This window comes from Romboutsia sp. LXY-2, assembly GCF_056171995.1.
Genome location: NZ_JBKFGI010000011.1, coordinates 56,526 through 75,824 on the forward strand (window position 1 = coordinate 56,526; position 19,299 = coordinate 75,824).

At 29.1% G+C, this 19,299-nt stretch carries 22 protein-coding genes; 1 reads left to right on the forward strand and 21 read right to left on the reverse strand.

The genetic code is table 11. The features are described 5' to 3' along the window. Positions 1–15 precede the first annotated feature (15 nt). The 11 genes from ACI48P_RS16230 to ACI48P_RS16280 all read right to left on the reverse strand — a co-directional run bounded on the left by ACI48P_RS16230 (position 16) and on the right by ACI48P_RS16280 (position 7,463). A complete protein-coding gene (locus ACI48P_RS16230) occupies positions 16–846 on the reverse strand; it encodes a sugar nucleotide-binding protein (protein WP_475217628.1) in 831 nt (276 codons plus the stop codon). A gap of 74 nt (positions 847–920) precedes the next feature. Next, a complete protein-coding gene (locus tag ACI48P_RS16235; RefSeq protein ID WP_475217630.1) occupies positions 921–1,148 on the reverse strand; it encodes a hypothetical protein in 228 nt (75 codons plus the stop codon). Positions 1,149–1,181: 33 nt separating this feature from the next. Next, positions 1,182–1,715 carry a GNAT family N-acetyltransferase gene (locus ACI48P_RS16240; RefSeq protein ID WP_475217632.1) on the reverse strand — a complete coding sequence of 178 codons (534 nt, stop codon included), beginning with the start codon at positions 1,713–1,715 and terminating at the stop codon, positions 1,182–1,184. Between the two features lie 22 nt (positions 1,716–1,737). Next, positions 1,738–2,079 carry a GNAT family N-acetyltransferase gene (locus ACI48P_RS16245; RefSeq protein ID WP_475217634.1) on the reverse strand — a complete coding sequence of 114 codons (342 nt, stop codon included), beginning with the start codon at positions 2,077–2,079 and terminating at the stop codon, positions 1,738–1,740. 203 nt (positions 2,080–2,282) lie between these two features. Beyond that, on the reverse strand, positions 2,283–2,747 hold the full coding sequence (locus ACI48P_RS16250; RefSeq protein ID WP_475217636.1) for an NUDIX hydrolase: 465 nt from the start codon (positions 2,745–2,747) through the stop codon (positions 2,283–2,285). A 103-nt stretch (positions 2,748–2,850) separates the two neighbouring features. Beyond that, complete coding sequence (locus ACI48P_RS16255; RefSeq protein ID WP_475217637.1) at positions 2,851–3,582, reverse strand: TIM barrel protein; 732 nt, start codon at positions 3,580–3,582, stop codon at positions 2,851–2,853. A gap of 86 nt (positions 3,583–3,668) precedes the next feature. After that, on the reverse strand, positions 3,669–4,181 hold the full coding sequence (locus tag ACI48P_RS16260) for a GNAT family N-acetyltransferase (protein ID WP_475217639.1): 513 nt from the start codon (positions 4,179–4,181) through the stop codon (positions 3,669–3,671). A gap of 46 nt (positions 4,182–4,227) precedes the next feature. Next, positions 4,228–4,680, reverse strand: coding sequence for an HIT family protein (locus ACI48P_RS16265; protein WP_475217641.1), 453 nt, complete (start codon positions 4,678–4,680; stop codon positions 4,228–4,230). A gap of 68 nt (positions 4,681–4,748) precedes the next feature. Continuing rightward, positions 4,749–5,192 carry an NUDIX hydrolase gene (locus ACI48P_RS16270; RefSeq protein ID WP_475217643.1) on the reverse strand — a complete coding sequence of 148 codons (444 nt, stop codon included), beginning with the start codon at positions 5,190–5,192 and terminating at the stop codon, positions 4,749–4,751. A 189-nt stretch (positions 5,193–5,381) separates the two neighbouring features. Next, on the reverse strand, positions 5,382–6,722 hold the full coding sequence (citS, locus tag ACI48P_RS16275) for a citrate/sodium symporter CitS (protein WP_475217645.1): 1,341 nt from the start codon (positions 6,720–6,722) through the stop codon (positions 5,382–5,384). A gap of 198 nt (positions 6,723–6,920) precedes the next feature. Next, entirely contained in the window at positions 6,921–7,463 is a 543-nt protein-coding gene (locus tag ACI48P_RS16280) for a PadR family transcriptional regulator (RefSeq protein ID WP_475217647.1), read from the reverse strand. 215 nt (positions 7,464–7,678) lie between these two features. Between ACI48P_RS16280 and ACI48P_RS16285 the strand changes: the two genes are divergently transcribed. Next, positions 7,679–8,377, forward strand: coding sequence for a DUF554 domain-containing protein (locus ACI48P_RS16285; RefSeq protein WP_475217648.1), 699 nt, complete (start codon positions 7,679–7,681; stop codon positions 8,375–8,377). Positions 8,378–8,481: 104 nt separating this feature from the next. On the opposite strand, the gene citG is transcribed toward ACI48P_RS16285, so the two are convergent. From citG to ACI48P_RS16335, 10 genes are all read right to left on the reverse strand, one after another. Then, positions 8,482–9,852, reverse strand: coding sequence for a triphosphoribosyl-dephospho-CoA synthase CitG (gene citG / locus ACI48P_RS16290; protein ID WP_475217650.1), 1,371 nt, complete (start codon positions 9,850–9,852; stop codon positions 8,482–8,484). 31 nt (positions 9,853–9,883) lie between these two features. Further along, positions 9,884–10,900, reverse strand: a complete 1,017-nt coding sequence (citC, locus tag ACI48P_RS16295; RefSeq protein WP_475217652.1) for a [citrate (pro-3S)-lyase] ligase — start codon at positions 10,898–10,900, stop codon at positions 9,884–9,886. A 14-nt stretch (positions 10,901–10,914) separates the two neighbouring features. Beyond that, complete coding sequence (locus ACI48P_RS16300) at positions 10,915–11,109, reverse strand: hypothetical protein (RefSeq protein WP_475217653.1); 195 nt, start codon at positions 11,107–11,109, stop codon at positions 10,915–10,917. Between the two features lie 412 nt (positions 11,110–11,521). Then, positions 11,522–12,874 (reverse strand): citrate/sodium symporter CitS, encoded by a 1,353-nt coding sequence (gene citS / locus ACI48P_RS16305; RefSeq protein WP_475217655.1) that lies wholly within the window; start codon positions 12,872–12,874, stop codon positions 11,522–11,524. Between the two features lie 184 nt (positions 12,875–13,058). Next, complete coding sequence (citF, locus tag ACI48P_RS16310; protein ID WP_475217656.1) at positions 13,059–14,612, reverse strand: citrate lyase subunit alpha; 1,554 nt, start codon at positions 14,610–14,612, stop codon at positions 13,059–13,061. Further along, complete coding sequence (locus tag ACI48P_RS16315) at positions 14,612–15,514, reverse strand: aldolase/citrate lyase family protein (RefSeq protein ID WP_475217658.1); 903 nt, start codon at positions 15,512–15,514, stop codon at positions 14,612–14,614. The genes citF and ACI48P_RS16315 overlap by 1 nt, the downstream gene beginning before the upstream one ends. Positions 15,515–15,527: 13 nt before the next feature. Then, positions 15,528–15,812: a citrate lyase acyl carrier protein gene (gene citD, locus ACI48P_RS16320; protein ID WP_475217660.1), complete on the reverse strand. Its 285-nt coding sequence runs from the start codon at positions 15,810–15,812 to the stop codon at positions 15,528–15,530. Positions 15,813–16,394: 582 nt separating this feature from the next. Next, the gene (locus ACI48P_RS16325) at positions 16,395–17,072 is read right to left on the reverse strand and encodes a zf-HC2 domain-containing protein (RefSeq protein WP_475217662.1); all 678 of its coding nucleotides are present in this window, start codon (positions 17,070–17,072) and stop codon (positions 16,395–16,397) included. Next, positions 17,065–17,568 (reverse strand): RNA polymerase sigma factor, encoded by a 504-nt coding sequence (locus tag ACI48P_RS16330; protein WP_475217664.1) that lies wholly within the window; start codon positions 17,566–17,568, stop codon positions 17,065–17,067. Before ACI48P_RS16330 ends, ACI48P_RS16325 begins: the two co-directional genes overlap by 8 nt. A 206-nt stretch (positions 17,569–17,774) precedes the next feature. Next, positions 17,775–19,124, reverse strand: a complete 1,350-nt coding sequence (locus ACI48P_RS16335; RefSeq protein ID WP_475217666.1) for an APC family permease — start codon at positions 19,122–19,124, stop codon at positions 17,775–17,777. Between the last annotated feature and the right edge of the window lie 175 nt (positions 19,125–19,299).

A 19,299-nucleotide genomic window follows, 5' to 3' on the forward strand; every position in this document is an offset into this window, starting at 1 on the left:
ACTTACAGTCCCTATTTAATTTATAGCTTCTATTTCATACTCTAATATATTATTAATTATATCTTTGTTAGAGACTTGTAGCTCCTTTGGTAGTCTATCACTTATTCCTAGCATACAAATGCACTTGCCATCTCCATAAGTAGTTTCATCAAAGTTTACGTCTTTATATCCTAATCTAGCTACTATAGATTCTACAAAGTCCTTTTGGCTAATTTCATCAGCGCTTCCTAAATGGAATATTCCACTAGAATAGTTATCTAAAACATATTTAATTTGCTTTGCTAGTATTTCATCACTATTATTGTTTAGGAACAAGTTAGTAGTAATTTCTATTGGTTCATTGTTTTCTAAACTACTTTTAAGTTTATTTAATCTTGGAGAGTTTTTCCCCCATATCATAGTAAGTCTTAATATTGTACAATTATCTTTTATATTATTCATTAAAAAGTCTTCTGCTTTTATTTTGAAGTTACCATACTCTGTGTCAGATAATCTTTCATCATTTTCATTGTATACTTTATTTTGATGTGAATCAAAAACATTCCAAGTGGATATATAATATATTTTTGCATTAGTTTTTTTCGAGTATTCTGTTACATATTTTACAACTTCAAGCTCCTTTTCAAAGTCTCCTCTTAGTGACATTATTATTTTCTTAGGTTCAATGTTACTTAGTATATCTTTTATTTTTATAGAGTCTTCTACTTGAAACTTTGACATTTCAACATTTTCAACATAATCTTCTCTATTATTATATGTACCATAAACTTTATATTCATTTTTTAGTTCATTACACAAAGCTCTACCTACTAATCCACTTGCACCTAAAATTAATATTTTCTCCAATATAATCTCCCCTTCATGCTAAAATGATTATTTAATTAATTAATCTAATATGTTATAGCTTCTTTATATCGATATTATAATTCTTCATTATCCTCTCTAACTTCTTTAAATTTATAAAGTAAGCCAATCATCACAAGTGCTAAGCCAAATATAGCATCTAATAATAAATTAATATCATTATTTCCAAAATCTACTCCAAGAAACCCACGGATATATCTAGAAAAAAGTATAGTAATTAATCCTATTAATATAAATGCAATGTTTTTATTTTTATTAAAAAATATAAACATATCCTTAAACATTGGATTCCTCCCCCTTTATAAACAACTTATTTTCTACTCCTTTCTTAATAATGAAAATACTACCGTATCTCTTGGTATATGATTTTGTATAATATATTCTCTTAAAATTCCTTCTTTTGTAAATCCTACTTTTCCAAGTAAACTTAAGGAAGCTGTATTATCTAAAAATGCCACTGCGCCTATTCTATTTAATTCTAGTTCATTAAATCCAAATTTTATTATTTCATTAATCGCTTCTGTAGCATATCCTAATCTCCAATAACTTGAGTTTAGATCATAGCCTATATCTGCTCTTTTATTTTTCATATGTATTCCATCGTATCCCATAGTGCCAATTAACTTTTGGCTATCTTTATAAACTATTCCCCATCTAATACCTCTACCTTCAAGATAGTTATTATTTATTTTATTTATTAATTCATAAGCTTCTATTATGTTATTTAATGATTCTTTGCCTAAATATCTTGTAACTATATCATTAGATAAATATTCAAATATATCAATTGCATCTTCATTAGTAATTTTTCTTAAATATAGCCTACTAGTTTCTAATATTGGAAAATCCATTTATCTCACCCCCATTATTGATTTATTGTAAGTCTTTCTTCATAACAACAGCTGGTAATACTTTTTCGTTCCAATTTAAAGTTATATTTTCTATACTTTTAAATCCATTTTTAGTCCAAAAGTCTAGTACATTTTTATCATAATTAGTTACAACATCTATTCTTAATTTATTGCTATTACAAGACTTTATATACATTTCAAATAATTCATAAACTTTTTTCCCTATTCCTTGATTTCTAAGATTATTGTTTATCATAAAAAGTGATAGATAAGTTTCTTTTTCTAATTTAAAGTCAATAAAACCTATTATCTTATTGGAGTTTTTTTCAACTATTTTACATGACGAAAAACCTTCATTTTTCATTATATCTAGCTCACTATTTACCCAATCTTTATTTATACTTTCTTTATTAATGTGACTATTTAGAAAAAGTTTATTAGAATTATATATGTTTACAATGTCCTCTAAGTCTTCATCATTAATTAAGTCTATATAAAATCTATTAAATTCATAATAAATAATAATCGCCCCCTTTTTATGTTCATTATAATGTAATTATAGCAGAACTATTTAAAAACACCTTTTTTATCATTATAAAAATCTTCAATTGCATCTATATGTTGTTGAACAAATATATTTGGTAACTTATCTTTTGCAAAATACTTTAAATCAAAGGTTTCTTTTTCATCTATATTTAAGTCTCCATCTACTACATTTCCTTTGAAAAAATAACATATACTTTGAGCTTTATCACCATTTGGATATTCAATAAAATACTTTGAATAAACTCCGATTAAATATTCTAAGCTAATATCTAAACCTGTTTCTTCTTTAATTTCTCTAATTGCAGACTCTTCAATAGATTCTCCTACTTCTACCGCACCACCTGGAATGCCCCAGATATCATCCTTTTCACTTCTTTTTTGTAGTAATAATTCATTATTTTCATTAATAATGCAAGCTCCTGAAAAATTAAGAATTATAGTTTCTTTTCCTACTTTATCTCTTATCCATTTTATATAATCACTCATTATAATCTCCTTTTTGCAAAAGTAATGTTACCCCAAACAGTAGTAGTTATATATGAATTTGTTATTTAATTTTAAAATTCTTTATCTTAATTTATTGATAAATTTAATTAGATTTAATAATATTTTCTATGATTCTTTTTGAATTTTTTATATCTAAATCTACATTTACTATTTCTAATATTATTTTACCTTCATAATTCTTTAATATATCTTTAAATATATATTCAAAGTCTATTTCACCATGCCCAATAGGTAAATGTTCATGAATTACATTAAAGTGCTTATCAGCTATATGTAAGATTTTTGGATTTTTATAGCTTACCATATCTCTTAAATGATTAATATTATCAATATGTGCTATATCTAATACAAACTCTAAATCTTTATTTTGGCCAAAAATCTTTTTTATCTCATTAGCATCTGTAAATATTGGATCTAACTTACTATTATTTTCTAAAAATACTTTTATTCCATATGGCTTAAGTATCTCTAATGCAAATTTGATACATTCATCTAATTTATCCAAAGTGAATTCATCTATAACTTCATTTTTGCAAATTGGATGGATTATTAATTCTTTTTGTTCTAGTTTATTAAGTATTTCTAATAGCTTTGGTACATGTTCATTAAATTCATTTATATTTAAAACTGCATGTATTATAGTTGAAAAATTATAATTCTTTATAGTATTTATAAAATCTTCGTCATCTTTATGTAAGCAAAGACCTCTATTATCGTACCACAATTGCATAAAATCAAAGTTGTTCTTTCTTGCAAATTCCACTTCATCTTTATATCTATTAAAAAATCTTGCTAAACATCCTATTTCAACCAATTCTATTCCCTCCTATAATAATCCTAATAGTAAAAAAGAGTAATATTTTTTCTATTACTCTAATAATTTACATTTTTATATTCTTACTATCTTTTAAAATATTCATTTTCTAAAATTGACATTACAATCAAAGATTCATATTTATTTTTATATAGTACACACTCTCTTAAATTTCCTTCTTCTTTAAATCCTTCAGACTTATAAAGATTTTGCGCTTTTTTATTTTTTAATCTCACATCTAACCATAACCTATGGGCATTTAACTTTTCAAAAGAAAGCTCTTTAACTAATCTCAAAGTTTCCTTTCCATAGCCTTTGTCCTTTTCACATATTACAATTCTTCTAAACTCAATATTATTACTTATATTTTCTTTTCCGGCTAAAATTAAGTACCCTACCGGATTATTAGACTTCGCTTCTTCTATGATTATATGAAGAATATCTTTATTTGATAAAGAGTTTATATGTTGTTCTTTACTCCATTGTCCTACATATTGAGCATTTTCTTCTTCACGTTCTGCATTAAGTACAAAATCTAAATCATTTATTTCAGTATATCTTAAAATAATATTATCAGATTTATTTAAAATTTTATCCATTATAAGTTACCGCCCTTAATCTATTCTTCTCTAATAATTCCCATTATTATCTTTCTAATAAATTGTTTATTTCTATTTTTAGTTTATTTACCATTTCCTTAAGTTCTTTGCTATTAGGGCACTTGCTATCATCAAACATTTCATCTTTTGGAAGCCACCATACTGGACCTCTTTGAGGTGTATCCCCCTCAGTTCTTGGGAATAAATGCCAATGAACATGAGCATCTCCATTTCCTAATAATTCATAATTCATCTTTTCTGGTTTAAATACATTATATACAGCTTCTGCTACTATACTCATCTCTTCAAGGTACTTAATTTTCACATTGTGACTTAAATTATGTAATTCTGTAATATGTTCTTTACATAAAAACAAAGTATATCCTTTGAAGTGTTGATGATCCCCTATTACTACATACCCGGTTTCTAGTTCTATAACAAAATATGGATTAGTTCCTTGTTTAATCATTTCTATTCTTTCACAAATCAAACATCCCATATAAAATTCTCTCCTTTTAATATCTTATTTATATTAATTTTATTGTAGCATAAGACATTGTATAAAGTTTATTTACTAATATATTTAAGTACTTCATCAAATAAATATGGTTGTATTTCTGGATAAGTTAAATTGCTTGGCAATTCATCAAAGAGTTGAATTTTTTCTATTTCAAGATTTGGTAAGTCTCCAAGTTCAGTTACTTCTGCAAAATATAAACCTCCAAAAGTTGAAACTGGATGTTTTGTAATATCCTTGTCTTCTTTTGTAACTGAATAAATGCAAACAGGCTGAAGTTTAAATTTTCTTCCTCCAGTTTCCTCTTGAAGTTCTCTTGATGCAGTAATATTTATTTCTTCATCTTTTTCTCTATGTCCACCTGGAATTTCCCAAGTTGATCTATCTTTATGTTTTGACAAAATCCATTTATTTTCAAATCTTGATACTATTACAGCAAAAAGTAAATCACAATCATTTATTTCATCCCAAGTATAGAAGTTAACTTTTATCATCTCTTAACTTACTCCCTTTTTATTTTATATAGATAATTATAGCATATTTATCCATGTATCAAAAAATAGGAGCATATGCTCCTATCACTTTTGTTTCATAATATATTTAATTCGTATTTTCATCTTTAACCATTGTGCTATTTTATATCAATCACTTGTAAATTCTTACTCCTATTATTTGTGTATTTATTATGTGAATATACCGAACACTATAGATGCTATAATAAGCATTAATCCTCCACCCAATCTAGATGATATCTGGGCAAAAGATATTAACTCCATCCTCTTAGCTGCTCCAAGTACTGCCAAGTCTCCTGAACCTCCTCTATTTGCCATACAAAGTCCTGCTGTAATTGCCGTCTCAATTGGATAAAAACCCACCATCCATCCGACCACACCAGAACCAATAATAGCACCTAAAACTATACAGGTAGCTATTACAGCATTACCGATTGTAAGAGCAGCTATTAACTCTCCTAAATCTGTTAAAGCAATACCTACACCAACCATTATCACTAGTAAAAATTGCTTTGTAAAAAATCCTTGTAGCTTCTTTGCACCTTCTCTTAGCTCAATTGGTATACATCCAGAAATATTAGCTAAGGCTACCATAATTACCATCCATGCAAATCTATGAATATCTATTTTTAATAATGAGCCAAATAACATAAATTCTGGTATCTTTATTACATTTGATAAAATATTTCCTAAAACATAAAAAGTACAGGATAATATTAACCCAACAGCCATATCTCTTGGTGTCACAACAACGTCTTCTTTATCTTCTAACTGAGAAATATCATCTGCATTTCGTATTAATCCGCCATGACCATTATACTTTTCTCCATTTTTAGAATTTCCAAATCTATTTAATAGACCTGCTGCAATTATTGCTATAATATTTGCAATGGTTAATATAGATAATCCAAAGGATAGCCAGGCTGCTGGATCATTACCTGTTGCACTTTCATATATTTCTGCCATTGGTATCGCTCCTGCACCTGTTCCTCCACCCATTATTGGTAGAACATATCTTGTAGCAATATCTGCTGGTGCTACTCCAAAAATTAATCCTCCTAATATACCTAAGATTACTGCTCCAACTAATCCTGCTAATATTGCTGGCAGATAGCCTGCAAAAGCTTTTAATAGTAGTTTTCTATTTACTGATAATATAGAGACTGTTATCAGTACTGCAATAAATAAATCTAAAAAATCTGTAGTATCCATAAATATTTTTACTGTTTCTATTGCATGGTTTGGAATAAGACCAATATAAACTAAATATGCTGACCCTAAAAAAGCAAGTATTGATCCTCCACCTATATAAGTATTCCATATGGGTATCCTATCCCCTATGTATCCAAATATTATTCCTAATGTATAAAGCATTGCAAATGCTCCTAAGCTATTTCCTGGTAAATACCCGCCATAAACTGCATAAATCGTTATAGCTACTACAGTAGCAAATATATACCATGGCATATTGAAAAACTTTAATTCATTTTTATTATTATCTGGAGTTTTCATATTTTACTCACTTCCTTTTAATTATTTACATTAGTGCATAAGTTACAATTTATTTTCCCCAAATAAAAATGAATTATTTAATTACTTTGTTATTAATAATTAACATCAATTATGACCCATTATAAATTCCTTATATGTAAAAAGTCTCTATTGCAATCATATAATAGAGACTTTTTATTAAGTATTATATTTTTAAAATTAGAATAATTTAATAGATTCTTCAAGCCAATTTACATATGTTCTTTCACGTTCTACTGCTCTACTTAAAACTAAATAATGTCCAAAGTTTTCTGATCCATATTTTATTGGGCTATTTTCTTCTACTAACTTATTAAACGTATTCTCTAAATGATACTTTTTCACCTTATGCTGATTTAATCTATTTTCAAAAATAAGTTTTGCTTCTTCTTTAGAAATCGAAGACACAAAATATGCCTTTAACATAAAATCATCTTTAGGTGTAATAATATCCTCATCTAATTTAGATAGCCAAATTTTTAGTTCATTTCTTCCTTTTTCCGTAATAGAATATACCTTTTTTTCAAGTTTCGTCCCTTGAACTTCTATGTGATATTCAATAAGACCTTCGTCTAATAATTTCTTCAATTCAGGATAAATTTGACTATGCTTCGCACTCCAAAATTGTCCTATCTCACGCTCTTTAAATTCCATCATTATATCATATCCAGACATCTGGCATTTATCTAAAAAACCTAATATGGCATGTTTTAGTACTCTCATATGCACCTCTATTTTATAACAAAATATTTTTTATTATTTAATAATTAATAATATTATAATACTAATAATTTTCATAATCAAACTATTTATTAATAAAAATTATATTTTATATGCTATGACTATTATAAAATTTAATTATATATTGTAATACAATTATTAATACGGTAATATAAACATGTAAATATATACATATTAAACAAAAAGTGGGAAACTATATGCCTGTTGGTGTATTAGTAAATGGTTTTTCAGTTTTATTAGGCGGTACTTTAGGTGCATTTATTGGACACTGGATTCCCGAAAAAATATCTAAAGCTTTGACTAATGTTTTTGGTCTTGCTGCTTTGGCTTTAGGTTTATCATTAATTATTCAGTTTGATTCTTTGTCTCCTGTAATACTTGCATTAATAATTGGGACAATAATTGGAGAATTTCTTGATTTAGAGAAACTACTTTCTGTAAGTCTTTATAAAATCGAAAGCAAATTGCCTGGAAATGAAATGACTCAAGAGCATATTGATATATCAATAAGTATGATAATTCTTTTTTGCTTTAGTGGTACAGGTATATTGGGAGCAATGGATTCTGCTATAAGCGGAGATCACTCTGTACTTATTACCAAATCTATATTAGACTTCTTTACAGCATTAATCTTTGGTTCTATTGTAGGATATTTAATTGGTGCTATTGCTGTTCCACAAGTTATAATAGGAACATTGTTGTTTATCATTGGTTCTACACTTATTCCATTTTTATCTGAAGCGATGATTGGTGATTTTAAAGCTTTAGGTGGGATTATTACTTTTGCTGTAGGGATAAAGATTAGTAAAATAAAGACTTACGATATTATTAATATGCTACCTTCTCTTATTGTTGTCTTACCAATGTCATATTTGTTTAGTTTATTACCATTTTGATTCTAGATAAAACTATATAAAGTTTTCAAAATATATTTCTAAAGTTTTAAATTTACTAAAGGATATTTTGCTATATTATTATGTAAAAAATAAGCCAATCTTACTTAGAAGTTTGGCTTATTTTTATAGTATTTATTTTTAATATCCAACATGAATATGCTTATAGCAAGTAAATCAGCACATCCACCTGGACTAATATTTTTTTCTATATATTCTTTTTCTAAATCTATTATCATTTGTTCTTGTTTTAATATATCAGTTTCACCTAGTTCTAAAAGTATTTTAGCATCACTTTGAACCTTCTTTAAGGTCTCAATATCTTTCCTATAAACCACTGTACTATCTTCTACTACAGCCATAAGGCTAATTAATATTTGTATGTACAGATTATTGCCACTTAAAATACTATTTTCGTATTTAGGTATTATATTATCAAATATTACAGATAATCCATCTTTAACTTGCCCTCTTATACCTGTAAAGCCATGCTCTAAATAAAGTTTTTCTCCATGAGTTAACTTTTCTTTTTCATGAAGATTTTCAAAATCATCTAAAATATCTTTAACCATATCTATAATGATTTCTTTAATATTTTCGAAGCTTTTGCCTTCATACAAGTTTTTCGCTACTGCACTAATACAAATTCCCATTAAGAATATCATTCCTTTATGGGTGTTTATATTGTTAGTAGCCTTAAACATATCTTCTTCACAGATTATTCCTATTTTTCTTATTGCAGCAAAAATGTCTTCTGGATTTTTGTAGCTATATCCTGCACTTGCCATTTCCTTCAAATGAGGAACTATCGCCACAGAACTATTTAAAAACGTATAATAATCCATATCTTTATGTGATCCAGCACTTACTGGAGATACTAGACCAAATGAGGGAAAAGTTGAAACCTCACTAATAAGCGCCTTAAGAGATAACTGAGAAGTTTGGTATGATACTGATTCTCTTTTTTTTTGAGAATCTATATATTTTTTATATACTTCATTAAAGTACTCTTTAATTTCTTCTATTGTATGACTTTGTGCTCTAGAGCATATTTTTGCATCTAAATCACATATAAAACACTTTCTTGGAGCTTTATATAAATGTGAACGTGATATTCCTATAACTTTTTCATCTTTAAAAGTATATACATCAATATCTACACATCTTCCAAGTGGATGCTTTTCTTCTATATCTATCATAAGTTTTTTGATTCTTACAAAATCTACATCAAATAGTAAATGACAGACTAATCCTTCTCTATTTTTATATTTATCATTATAAACTATATATCTATCATGATAAGTTATTATATCGCTATATATTATGTTTACTATATCATCAGTTATATAATTTGATTTTTCGATTCCAGGGTAATTAACTCTAATAGTAACTAAAGTTTTATCTTTGTTATTTCTCATTAATTCTTCTTGATGTGCTACTCTTTTTTCTCTATCAAATAAAAATTCTTCTATTAACATACTATTTTCCATACTATCGGCAAAAGTATCTTTAAAGTGTACTTATTACCTTTTCACCTTCCTCACTAAGTAAAAAATCTAATGTAGTTTTAGGTACTAGGTTTTCAACTGCGTTAATATTATCTTCTTTTAATAATCTTCTTACTCTTGAAGCACTTATTGCATCAGATTCTATTTCTTTTCTTTCTATTATTTCTACACTAACATTGTATTTTGGAAGAACTTCTTTTATAGCTTCATTATAAATATTTGTCACTTCACAATGAGGTTCACTTCCTACATATCTTTTAACTATATTAAATCTTGGAACAAAGTACTTTCCAAATACATTAACATCTAACTTTGTATATTCTTTTAATACATTATCGTTTTTCTTTAAGAAATAATTTGGGAATGTTGCAGATGAAATTACATATTCTCCTGCAGGTATTACAGTAACATTTTCCAAATCAGATGTACCTTTTTTGATTAAATCATATCTAACTTTAAATGGAAACACTGACTTATCTTCTTCTACAACAAATATTATTACATTTTCATTTTCTTTACTTGCTTTTTCTATTAAGTATCTATGACCTAAAGTAAATGGATTACAATTCATTACTATAGCAGCATAACTTTTATCATCTTCTATAGCATAAGCTTTTTTTAGTTTATCTAAACTACTGTTTATATTTTTATTACCACTTTCTAATAAACTTACCTTATCAGTAGTAAATATATTTTTATATGCTAAACCTTCAAATAAATATTGATTCTCTGGCTTAGTAAATATAAAACTGTGATATCTATTTTCTAAGAATAATTTTTCAGTTACCTTAGATATTAAGTTGTTTGATAATCCAAGACCTTGATAGTTTTCATCTATAGCAAAACACTTAAGTATGTTTTCCTTTTTAGAGCATGTTGCTATTATCTCATCATTTTCTTTTATTACCACACTGTAATCAACATCATCATATTTTAAATCAAATCTCTTTAAAAAAGATTCTACTTCTTTAACTTCATAACTTGATCTTAAATTTACACTCTCTACATTAAAATACATCTTAAAACCTCTCTTTATACACCAAAGAAGTGATTAGTTATAGTGAATACTATAACCCCTAAGAATACTATAATAGCCATTAAAACACCATCTGATATACTTGCTACAACATATTTTTTCTTAGAGTACTCCTCTGCTTCCTTAAATAATCCTTCTTCTCTAGCCTCTTTCATAAGTTCCTTATTAGTCTGTTTATTCTTCTTAGCCATGGTACAACCTCCCAATAAAAATTTGCTAAAAATGGCACCAAAACTTCTACCCACAATATATAAATTAAACATTTAAAATCATTTATTTATCTTTCTAATTATTAAATACCCATTCTACACATCTACAAAACACATTGAAAACTATAGCTTAACCTATCAATTTATAATAGGTCTAAATAATACTTATTATAACCTTCGACAAAGATAAATTATCCCTACCTACTGTTTCCACAATATAAAATAAAGAGGCTGTTGTAGTATATACCATGCGGTGCACCAGCGTAGGGGAAATATATCAGATCATCTTCCATTTGCAGGCCCGAACTTGGCCTGCTTGGAAGGGAACTGATATATAGCCCCGAAGCGGCAAGCCACAAGTTTATACTACATACGCCTCTTATTTATATATTTATTATGCGAATATACCGAATACTACAGATGCGATTATAAGCATTAATCCTCCACCTAAACGAGAAGATATTTGAGCGAATGATATTAATTCCATTCTCTTTGCTGCTCCAAGAACTGCTAAGTCTCCTGAACCACCTCTGTTTGCCATACATAATCCAGCAGTTATAGCTGTTTCTATTGGGTAGAATCCTACTAACCAACCAACTAATCCAGAACCTATTATTGCTCCTACAACTATGAATGCAGCTATTACAACATTTCCTAATGTTAATGCAGCTATTAATTCACCTAAATCAGTTAATGCTATACCAACACCAACCATTATAACTAATAAGAATTGCTTAGCGAAGAATCCTTGTAACTTCTTAGCACCTTCTCTTAATTCTGCTGGTATTACTCCTAATACGTTTGCAGTTGCAACTAAAAGAACCATCCAAGCGAATCTGTGTATGTCTATCTTAACTGTTGAACCAAATAATACGAATTCTGGTATTTGTATAACTTTTGATAATATGTTACCTAATACATAGAATGTACAAGATAATATTAAACCTACAGCCATTTCTCTAGCAGTAACTTTTATTTCTACAGTATCTTCTAACTTAGATAAGTCTTCTGCATTTCTTATTAACTCACCGTTTCCGTTAAACTTTGCACCAGCTTTAGTAGTACCTAATTTATTAAGTACACCAGCCGCCATTATAGCTATTATGTTTGCTATTGTTAATATTGATAGACCGAATGATAACCATTGAGCTGGATCATTTCCAGTAGCGTTTGCATATATTTCTGCCATCGGTATAGCACCTGCACCAGTACCACCACCCATTATAGGTAATACGTATCTTGTTGCAATGTCAGCTGGAGATACACCAAATATCATTCCACCAACCATACCTAAAGCTATAGCTCCTACAACCCCAGCTATTATTGCTGGTAAGTATCCTGCGAAAGCTTTTAATAATAATTTTCTATTTACTGATAATATAGATCCTGTTATTAAAACTGCTATAAATAAATCTAAGAAGTCAGTTGTATCCATGAATATCTTAACTGTTTCTATTGCAGCTTCTGGTATTAAACCAATATAAACTAAATAAGCAGAACCTAGGAATGCAAGTATTGAACCACCACCGATGTAAGTGTTCCATACAGGTATTCTATCCCCTATAAATCCAAATATTATTCCTAATGTGTAAAGTAGGGCAAATGCTCCTATTGTGTTGTTTGGTAAGTAACCACCAAATGTAGCTATGAATACTATTCCTGCTACTGCAGCAAATATGTACCAAGGCATACCAAAGAACTTTAAAGTTTGTTTTTTCGTTGCTTGACTAGCGCTTAAAGTTGCCATGTCGTTTCCTCCTATGATGTTATTATAATACATTAAATTAAAATATATATATCATGTCATGAGAAGCAAATCCTTCTCCTAACTGATAATCAGAAAAATTTCGCACGGGTCATGGCAATATCCATTTGAAATACCATGCCCGTTTGACTAAAAAACTTAAAATTATTTCTATTTATCTAAAACACTATCTTTTTATTTTTCTAATAGTATCTATTATGCTTCCATCTCTGTACTCAACTACTGCTACAACTTCATCTGTAAACTCTATTTCTTTTGGAGTTCCTAGTAATCTTGTAGCTATTGCTCTTGCTTCTTCCATTGTTATCATCTTAACTCCAGCTTCAGCAAACTTTTCCATTAAGTCAGTTCTTCTTGGGTTAACTATTACACCGTAGTCAGTAACTACTACGTCAACTGTACTTCCTGGAGTAACAACTGTAGTAACTTTGTCTATTATAGTTGCTAATCTTCCTCTTGTAAGTGGTGCAACTAATATTGACATTTTAGCCATTGCAGCTGTGTCACTGTGTCCACCAGATGCAGCTCTTATAACTCCATCAGAACCAGCTATAACGTTAACATTGAAGTCTGTATCTATTTCTAAAGCTGATAGTATAACGAAGTCTAACTTGTTAACTGCTGCAGATTTATTTCCTATAGAAGCGTAGAAGTCAGCACTTACTTCAACGTGCTTTTCATTTCTTCCAACAGATTCAGCTGCAGTTAAATCGAAACTTTGCGTATCGAATAATTGATCAACTAGTCCTGATTCTAATAAGTCTACCATTGGTGCAGTTATTCCACCTAATGCATAACTTAACTTTATGTTTCTCTTTAATATTTCTTCTTTAACAAATCTAGTAACAGCAAGTGATGCTCCACCAGAACCTGTTTGCATAGAGAATCCATCTACGAATAATCCAGATGCCTTCATTACTTCTAAAACTCTTTTAGCCATTAATAACTCTTTAGGGTTGTTTGTAAATCTAGTAGCACCAGACATTATTCCATTAGAATCCCCTACTTCATCAACTACTACAACGTAGTCAACTTGAGTTTGAGGTATAGATTGTGGGAAGTTTGGATAAGGTACTAATGTATCAGTAACTACTACAACCTTTTCAGCATGAGCCGCATCAACTTTAGCGTATCCCATAGCTCCACATATAGATTTTCCTACTACACCGTTTGCGTTACCCATACAGTCAGCTGAAGATGCAGCTAAGAAAGCAACGTCTATTTTAACATCTCCAGAAGTTATAGCTCTTGCTCTACCTCCGTGAGAACGTATAACAGCAGGGTTTTCTCCAAGTATACCTTCAGAAACAGCTGTAGCTAATTTACCTCTTATACCACTTGTTTCTAATCTGTTTACTACACCGTTTTCAATGTGAGCAACAAGACCATTATGAGCACTAGTTAATGAACTAGCTGCTATTCTTAAGTTCTTGATTCCCATTTCTGCTAATGTATCAACAACTTGCATTAATAATTTATCACCAGCTCTAAAGTGGTGGTGGAAAGATATTGTCATTCCATCTTTTATTTCACATTTCTCGATTGCTTCTTTTAAAGAAGATACTAATTTATCTCTTCTTACTTGTTCTTTTATGTTTTCACTGTCAGTTGCAACTTTTCTATCAGCGCTAACATTTGTGAAAGGAGCATCGTATGCTAATCTATTTTCATATCCTTTTATGTTTTTTAACATATCAGTACTTACTCTTTTAGCTTGCATTAACAGTCACCTCCAACTAAAACACCTGCAGCTTCTGCAAGTTGTAAAACTCTTTGAGCTCTTTCTATTATTGGCTTATCTACCATTTTACCGTCTACTGTAAATACTCCTAAGTTTTGCTTTAAAGCTTCTGCAGTAGCATCAACGATTTTCTTCGCTTTAGCTATTTCTTTATCACTTGGAGTGTAAACATCATGTATTAACTCAACTTGTCTTGGATGTATAAGTGACTTACCACCGAATCCCATTCTCTTTATTAAGTTAGCTTCTTTTAAGAATCCTTCATCATTGTTTACATCAGCATAAACTGTATCTAATACTTCAAGTCCACAAGCTCTACCCGCCATAGCTATCATTCCTCTAGCTACGTATAATTCATCACCTTCTGGAGTTCTTGTAGTTTTCATACTTGTTACGAAGTCTTCTCCACTTAAAGCCATACCTATAAGTCTCTTAGTAGGTGACTTAGCTATAGCGAAAGAGTTCATAACACCAAGAGCAGTTTCTATTGCAACCATTATCTTAGTAGTTCCAACTTCCATTCCACAAGCTTTTTCTATTTTTTCTATTTCAGCATCAACTGCCATAACGTCTTCTACTGATTCAGTCATTGGTATTCTTATCACTTCAACACCAGCAGATACAACAGCTGCTATATCTTCTTGCCAGAATTCTGTTGCAAGACCATTTATTCTTACTACTGTTTCTATTCCTAATTCCTTGTAGTAATCTCCAAGGTTCTTTAACATATTATGTACTAAGAATCTTGCAGAATCCTTTTCCGTCATAGCAATAGCATCTTCTAAGTCAAACATTACTGAGTCTGGCTTATATATATGAACATCTCTTATTATTCCAGGATTATTTCCAGGAACGAATAACATCGAACGTCTTAGTTTCATTTGTTGTTCCCCCTTACATCCACTTGTATTCGCTCGTTTGAGCTGAACGATATACGGCAGTTTGTACTCTACTTTTTATTACAGGATCTATAGCCCCTTTATCATTTGCAAATACTTTTGCATTTTCTACGTTTAGAGATTTTAAAGTTTCCCTTATAACGTTTTCAATTTGTTCTCCAAATTGAGCCATTACTGTACTTTCAAGTTCTACAACTATTCCATTATCATTTGGTTCTAATATGATTTGGATATCACTTGATTCTAATGTTCCAGCACTAGCAGTAACTTTTAATTCCATAGCTAGTATTCCTCCAATCAATCTTTCAATAGTATCCCGGGATACAATTTATTTTTATTGTATACCGCTTGTATATTTTTATTATATAGACAAATATTTTTTAATTCAATAAAATTTATTCATGTTTTTTTCTCTCATTTGTCGAAAACATAACAAACGGCTATATTTCAACGTTTTATAAGTTGTTCTTTTAGTGTTCTTTCGCAAAGGAAATTGTTTTCTATCTTCTTGACTATGTTTTCCTATCTTATATTTCGACATTATTTTTCTAGTTTTTATAAAGGTTTTCTAATGATCTAGTACGATTACTAATCACTCATTATGAATTCTAACCAATTACTTATATGTTAAATCATATGCTCAAATATAGATGTATCTACTAGTATAAAAACTAAAAAACTGCAGATTTAATATTTAAATTCTATCTACAGTCTTTCAAACTATTCAAATATCATCTTTTTTTATAAAAAACTATCGCTTATAAAACACTAATAATCAATACAACTATTATTATAAAATAAAAATTACCGCAGCACCCATAACAAATCTCCTTTAATTAATACTAAATACTCTGTAATATATTTAGTTAGAAGTCAGTACATCTTCAGCATCTTTACTTGCCTTTGGTAAACTCAATCCTTCTTCCCACATAAGTTTTTTATCTTTTTCAGTTCCTAGATATATAGCTTTTATTTCAATATCACTGTCTAATTTATCTGTATCAAACACCCAATATAAATCTTTAGTTAATTTATTTTTAGCCTGCATAGGTAGTATAGAACGATAATGAGTTACATACTTATTACCTTCATCATCTACAGATAGCTTTATCAAAGTATTTGGGTATGCATAATCTTTCTTGTATTTGTAAGAAAATCGTCCATCTGTAAGTTTACTAATCTCTGACACCTGTAAATCCTCTGTAGCTATAGGAACAATACTCCAGCAGAATAGTCCTAAGTATCCTATAAAAATTATTGCACAAAAACAAATTGCAACACCTATTCCTACAAAAGCACTTTTTATCTTTGATTTTTTAATTTTTTTAGATATGCTTTCTAAATCTTTTATCTCATTACAATCTTTATAAATTCTATTATCAATTAAGGAAAGCTCTGATTTAATATTTTCTAGTTCCTTCTTACAACTTTCACAATGAGAAATATGTTCTTCTAATATATATTTGCTGTCATCACTACAAACGTCATCTATATAAAGCGGTAATAAATCTTTTATAATTTCACAAGTAATCTTATTCATTATTTACCTCCTCAAATTTATCACGAATTTTATTCTTAGCTCTATAAAATATAACCCTAGCCCAGTTTTCTGTTTTATCAAATAATCGTCCAATGTCTAAATAAGACAATTCTCCAAACACCCTTAATGTAAACACTTCTTTATATGGCTCTTCTAAGTCATGTAAAATTTTGTGAATATAAAATCTATTTTCTTTATTTAATAATTCATCTTCAAAACTTAAAATATAATCATTTTCAATACTAGAATTATCTATATATCTCTTTTGTTTATTTAAATAAGTAAAGTAAGTATTCTTTGCTATTTGGCACAACCAAACACTAACCTTACAATTACCTTTGAAAGATTCTATGCTATTCATAGCTTTAAAGAAAGTCTCTTGGGTTATTTCTTCTGATAGTTTGGCATCATTACTTAGTTTTAATATGAATAAATAAACATCCTTGAAATATTGATTATATATTTTGTCAAACTCCTCCATACATTTATCAGCCAAGTTTTCCCCCCCTTTATATATAAGACCCCCTATAACTAAATTCGTTACAAAGTATTTTTAACCTTTTTTGTATATTTTCTTTTTATAATATATAAATATTACTTTGATACTAAATATTAACCACAGATTGTCTGTAATTATAAATTTCTTGTATGTAAAAAAAGGATGCCATTGGCATCCCCTTTGATAAAATTTATTTAAGCATATTATGCTACTTTTGAATTTATTTCAGTTTTTGTCTTTTTAGTCATATAGTTATATACTGGAATACCTATAGCTGTTACTACAAGTCCACCTACAGATATTAAAGTAGTAGTAATTCCTGAGAATAATAACTGATTAATTATAACGAATAATCCACTTAATATTGCTATTAATGGTATTATCGGGTATAAAGGTACCTTGTATGGTCTGTGTAGGTTTGGTTGATCTTTTCTTAACTTAATTACACCTACAAATGTTAATACATAGAATATCCATATTGCAAATACTGCTAAATCACTTAATAAGTTAAATTGTCCAGATAATGCATACACTGATGCTAATACTGCTATTAATATTATTGAGTTAGCTGGTACTTGAGCTGAGTTTAACTTAGATAATGTTTTATATCCTGGTAAAGTTTTTTGCTCTGCTAAAGTATATGTAACTCTAGATCCTGTTAATATGAATCCATTTAAAGTTCCAAATACAGATATTAATATACCTACAGTTATTATCTTTCCACCTACTGGTCCAAATATTACTTCTGCAACTGCTGCCGCTGGCGCTGAGTAAGTAGCTAATTCACTAGCTGGTAATACCCAAAGATAAGCTAAGTTTATAGCTAAGTAAACTGCCATAACTAAAGATAGTCCACCTACTATAGCTTTCGGTAAATCTTTACCTGGATTTTTCATTTCTCCAGCTAAAGCACCAACATTTATCCATCCATCATATGCAAATAATATTGCTATTAAAACTTGTCCTAATACACTACCTGCATTAACTCCATCTCCAACTAAAGGTGTTAATATTTCATTTTGTCCTGAACCCTTAATAAATCCAAATATCATAATTAATACTAAAGGTATTAACTTACATACTGTAGATAATGTTTGTATGGCCCCTCCAGTTTTTGAACCTAGAGTATTTAATGCTGCCACTAATAATATAATTCCCACCGCTATAGGAAGTAGTAGATAAGGTTTTCCCATTAAGCTTGTTGCTTGCTCTGCAAATATAACACCAAGAGCTGCTATAGTTCCAGGGAAAAATAATACCGTTTGCATCCAACCTGTTAAAAATCCTAATTTTTCTCCATAAATTTCTTTTATATATACCATCATACCACCAGTCTTAGGTATGGCTGCTGAAACCTCTGCAGCTGTAAGTCCTGCTGTTATTGTTATGATACCTGCTACTACCCATGCAATAATTCCAAGTCCTGGAGCTCCACCAGTTGATGCATAAACTGATTGAGGCTTAAAGAATACACCTGCACCTATAACCATACCTACTACAGTAGATAAGGCTGCAGACATACCAAGATTTTTTTGAAGCGTCTTGTTTTCCATGCTATTCTCCTTAAATGTATAATTTCTGTGTCAATTATTATTATAGTAGCATTTTCAATAATTTCAACGCATTTTTCGGCATTTTTCTACACGCTATTTTTTTTAAAATCATTTTTAGAAGTTTCATTACTTTCTACTTTATTTTTCAGAAAATTCATTCGGTATAACGTTTTTC

Bases quoted from the DNA above. Each gene is read 5' to 3' on its own strand.
- ACI48P_RS16260 (WP_475217639.1), bottom strand. From the start codon at position 4,181: ATGGATAAAATTTTAAATAAATCTGATAATATTATTTTAAGATATACT.
- ACI48P_RS16245 (WP_475217634.1), bottom strand. From the start codon at position 2,079: ATGAAAAATGAAGGTTTTTCGTCATGTAAAATAGTTGAAAAAAACTCC.
- citD (WP_475217660.1), bottom strand. From the start codon at position 15,812: ATGGAATTAAAAGTTACTGCTAGTGCTGGAACATTAGAATCAAGTGAT.
- ACI48P_RS16315 (WP_475217658.1), bottom strand. From the start codon at position 15,514: ATGAAACTAAGACGTTCGATGTTATTCGTTCCTGGAAATAATCCTGGA.
- citC (WP_475217652.1), bottom strand. From the start codon at position 10,900: ATGTATTTTAATGTAGAGAGTGTAAATTTAAGATCAAGTTATGAAGTT.
- ACI48P_RS16335 (WP_475217666.1), bottom strand. From the start codon at position 19,124: ATGGAAAACAAGACGCTTCAAAAAAATCTTGGTATGTCTGCAGCCTTA.
- ACI48P_RS16300 (WP_475217653.1), bottom strand. From the start codon at position 11,109: ATGGCTAAGAAGAATAAACAGACTAATAAGGAACTTATGAAAGAGGCT.
- ACI48P_RS16240 (WP_475217632.1), bottom strand. From the start codon at position 1,715: ATGGATTTTCCAATATTAGAAACTAGTAGGCTATATTTAAGAAAAATT.
- citG (WP_475217650.1), bottom strand. From the start codon at position 9,852: ATGTTAATAGAAGAATTTTTATTTGATAGAGAAAAAAGAGTAGCACAT.
- ACI48P_RS16235 (WP_475217630.1), bottom strand. From the start codon at position 1,148: ATGTTTAAGGATATGTTTATATTTTTTAATAAAAATAAAAACATTGCA.
- ACI48P_RS16265 (WP_475217641.1), bottom strand. From the start codon at position 4,680: ATGGGATGTTTGATTTGTGAAAGAATAGAAATGATTAAACAAGGAACT.
- ACI48P_RS16325 (WP_475217662.1), bottom strand. From the start codon at position 17,072: ATGAATAAGATTACTTGTGAAATTATAAAAGATTTATTACCGCTTTAT.
- citS (WP_475217655.1), bottom strand. From the start codon at position 12,874: ATGGCAACTTTAAGCGCTAGTCAAGCAACGAAAAAACAAACTTTAAAG.
- ACI48P_RS16280 (WP_475217647.1), bottom strand. From the start codon at position 7,463: ATGAGAGTACTAAAACATGCCATATTAGGTTTTTTAGATAAATGCCAG.
- ACI48P_RS16270 (WP_475217643.1), bottom strand. From the start codon at position 5,192: ATGATAAAAGTTAACTTCTATACTTGGGATGAAATAAATGATTGTGAT.
- ACI48P_RS16285 (WP_475217648.1), top strand. From the start codon at position 7,679: ATGCCTGTTGGTGTATTAGTAAATGGTTTTTCAGTTTTATTAGGCGGT.
- citS (WP_475217645.1), bottom strand. From the start codon at position 6,722: ATGAAAACTCCAGATAATAATAAAAATGAATTAAAGTTTTTCAATATG.
- citF (WP_475217656.1), bottom strand. From the start codon at position 14,612: ATGCAAGCTAAAAGAGTAAGTACTGATATGTTAAAAAACATAAAAGGA.
- ACI48P_RS16250 (WP_475217636.1), bottom strand. From the start codon at position 2,747: ATGAGTGATTATATAAAATGGATAAGAGATAAAGTAGGAAAAGAAACT.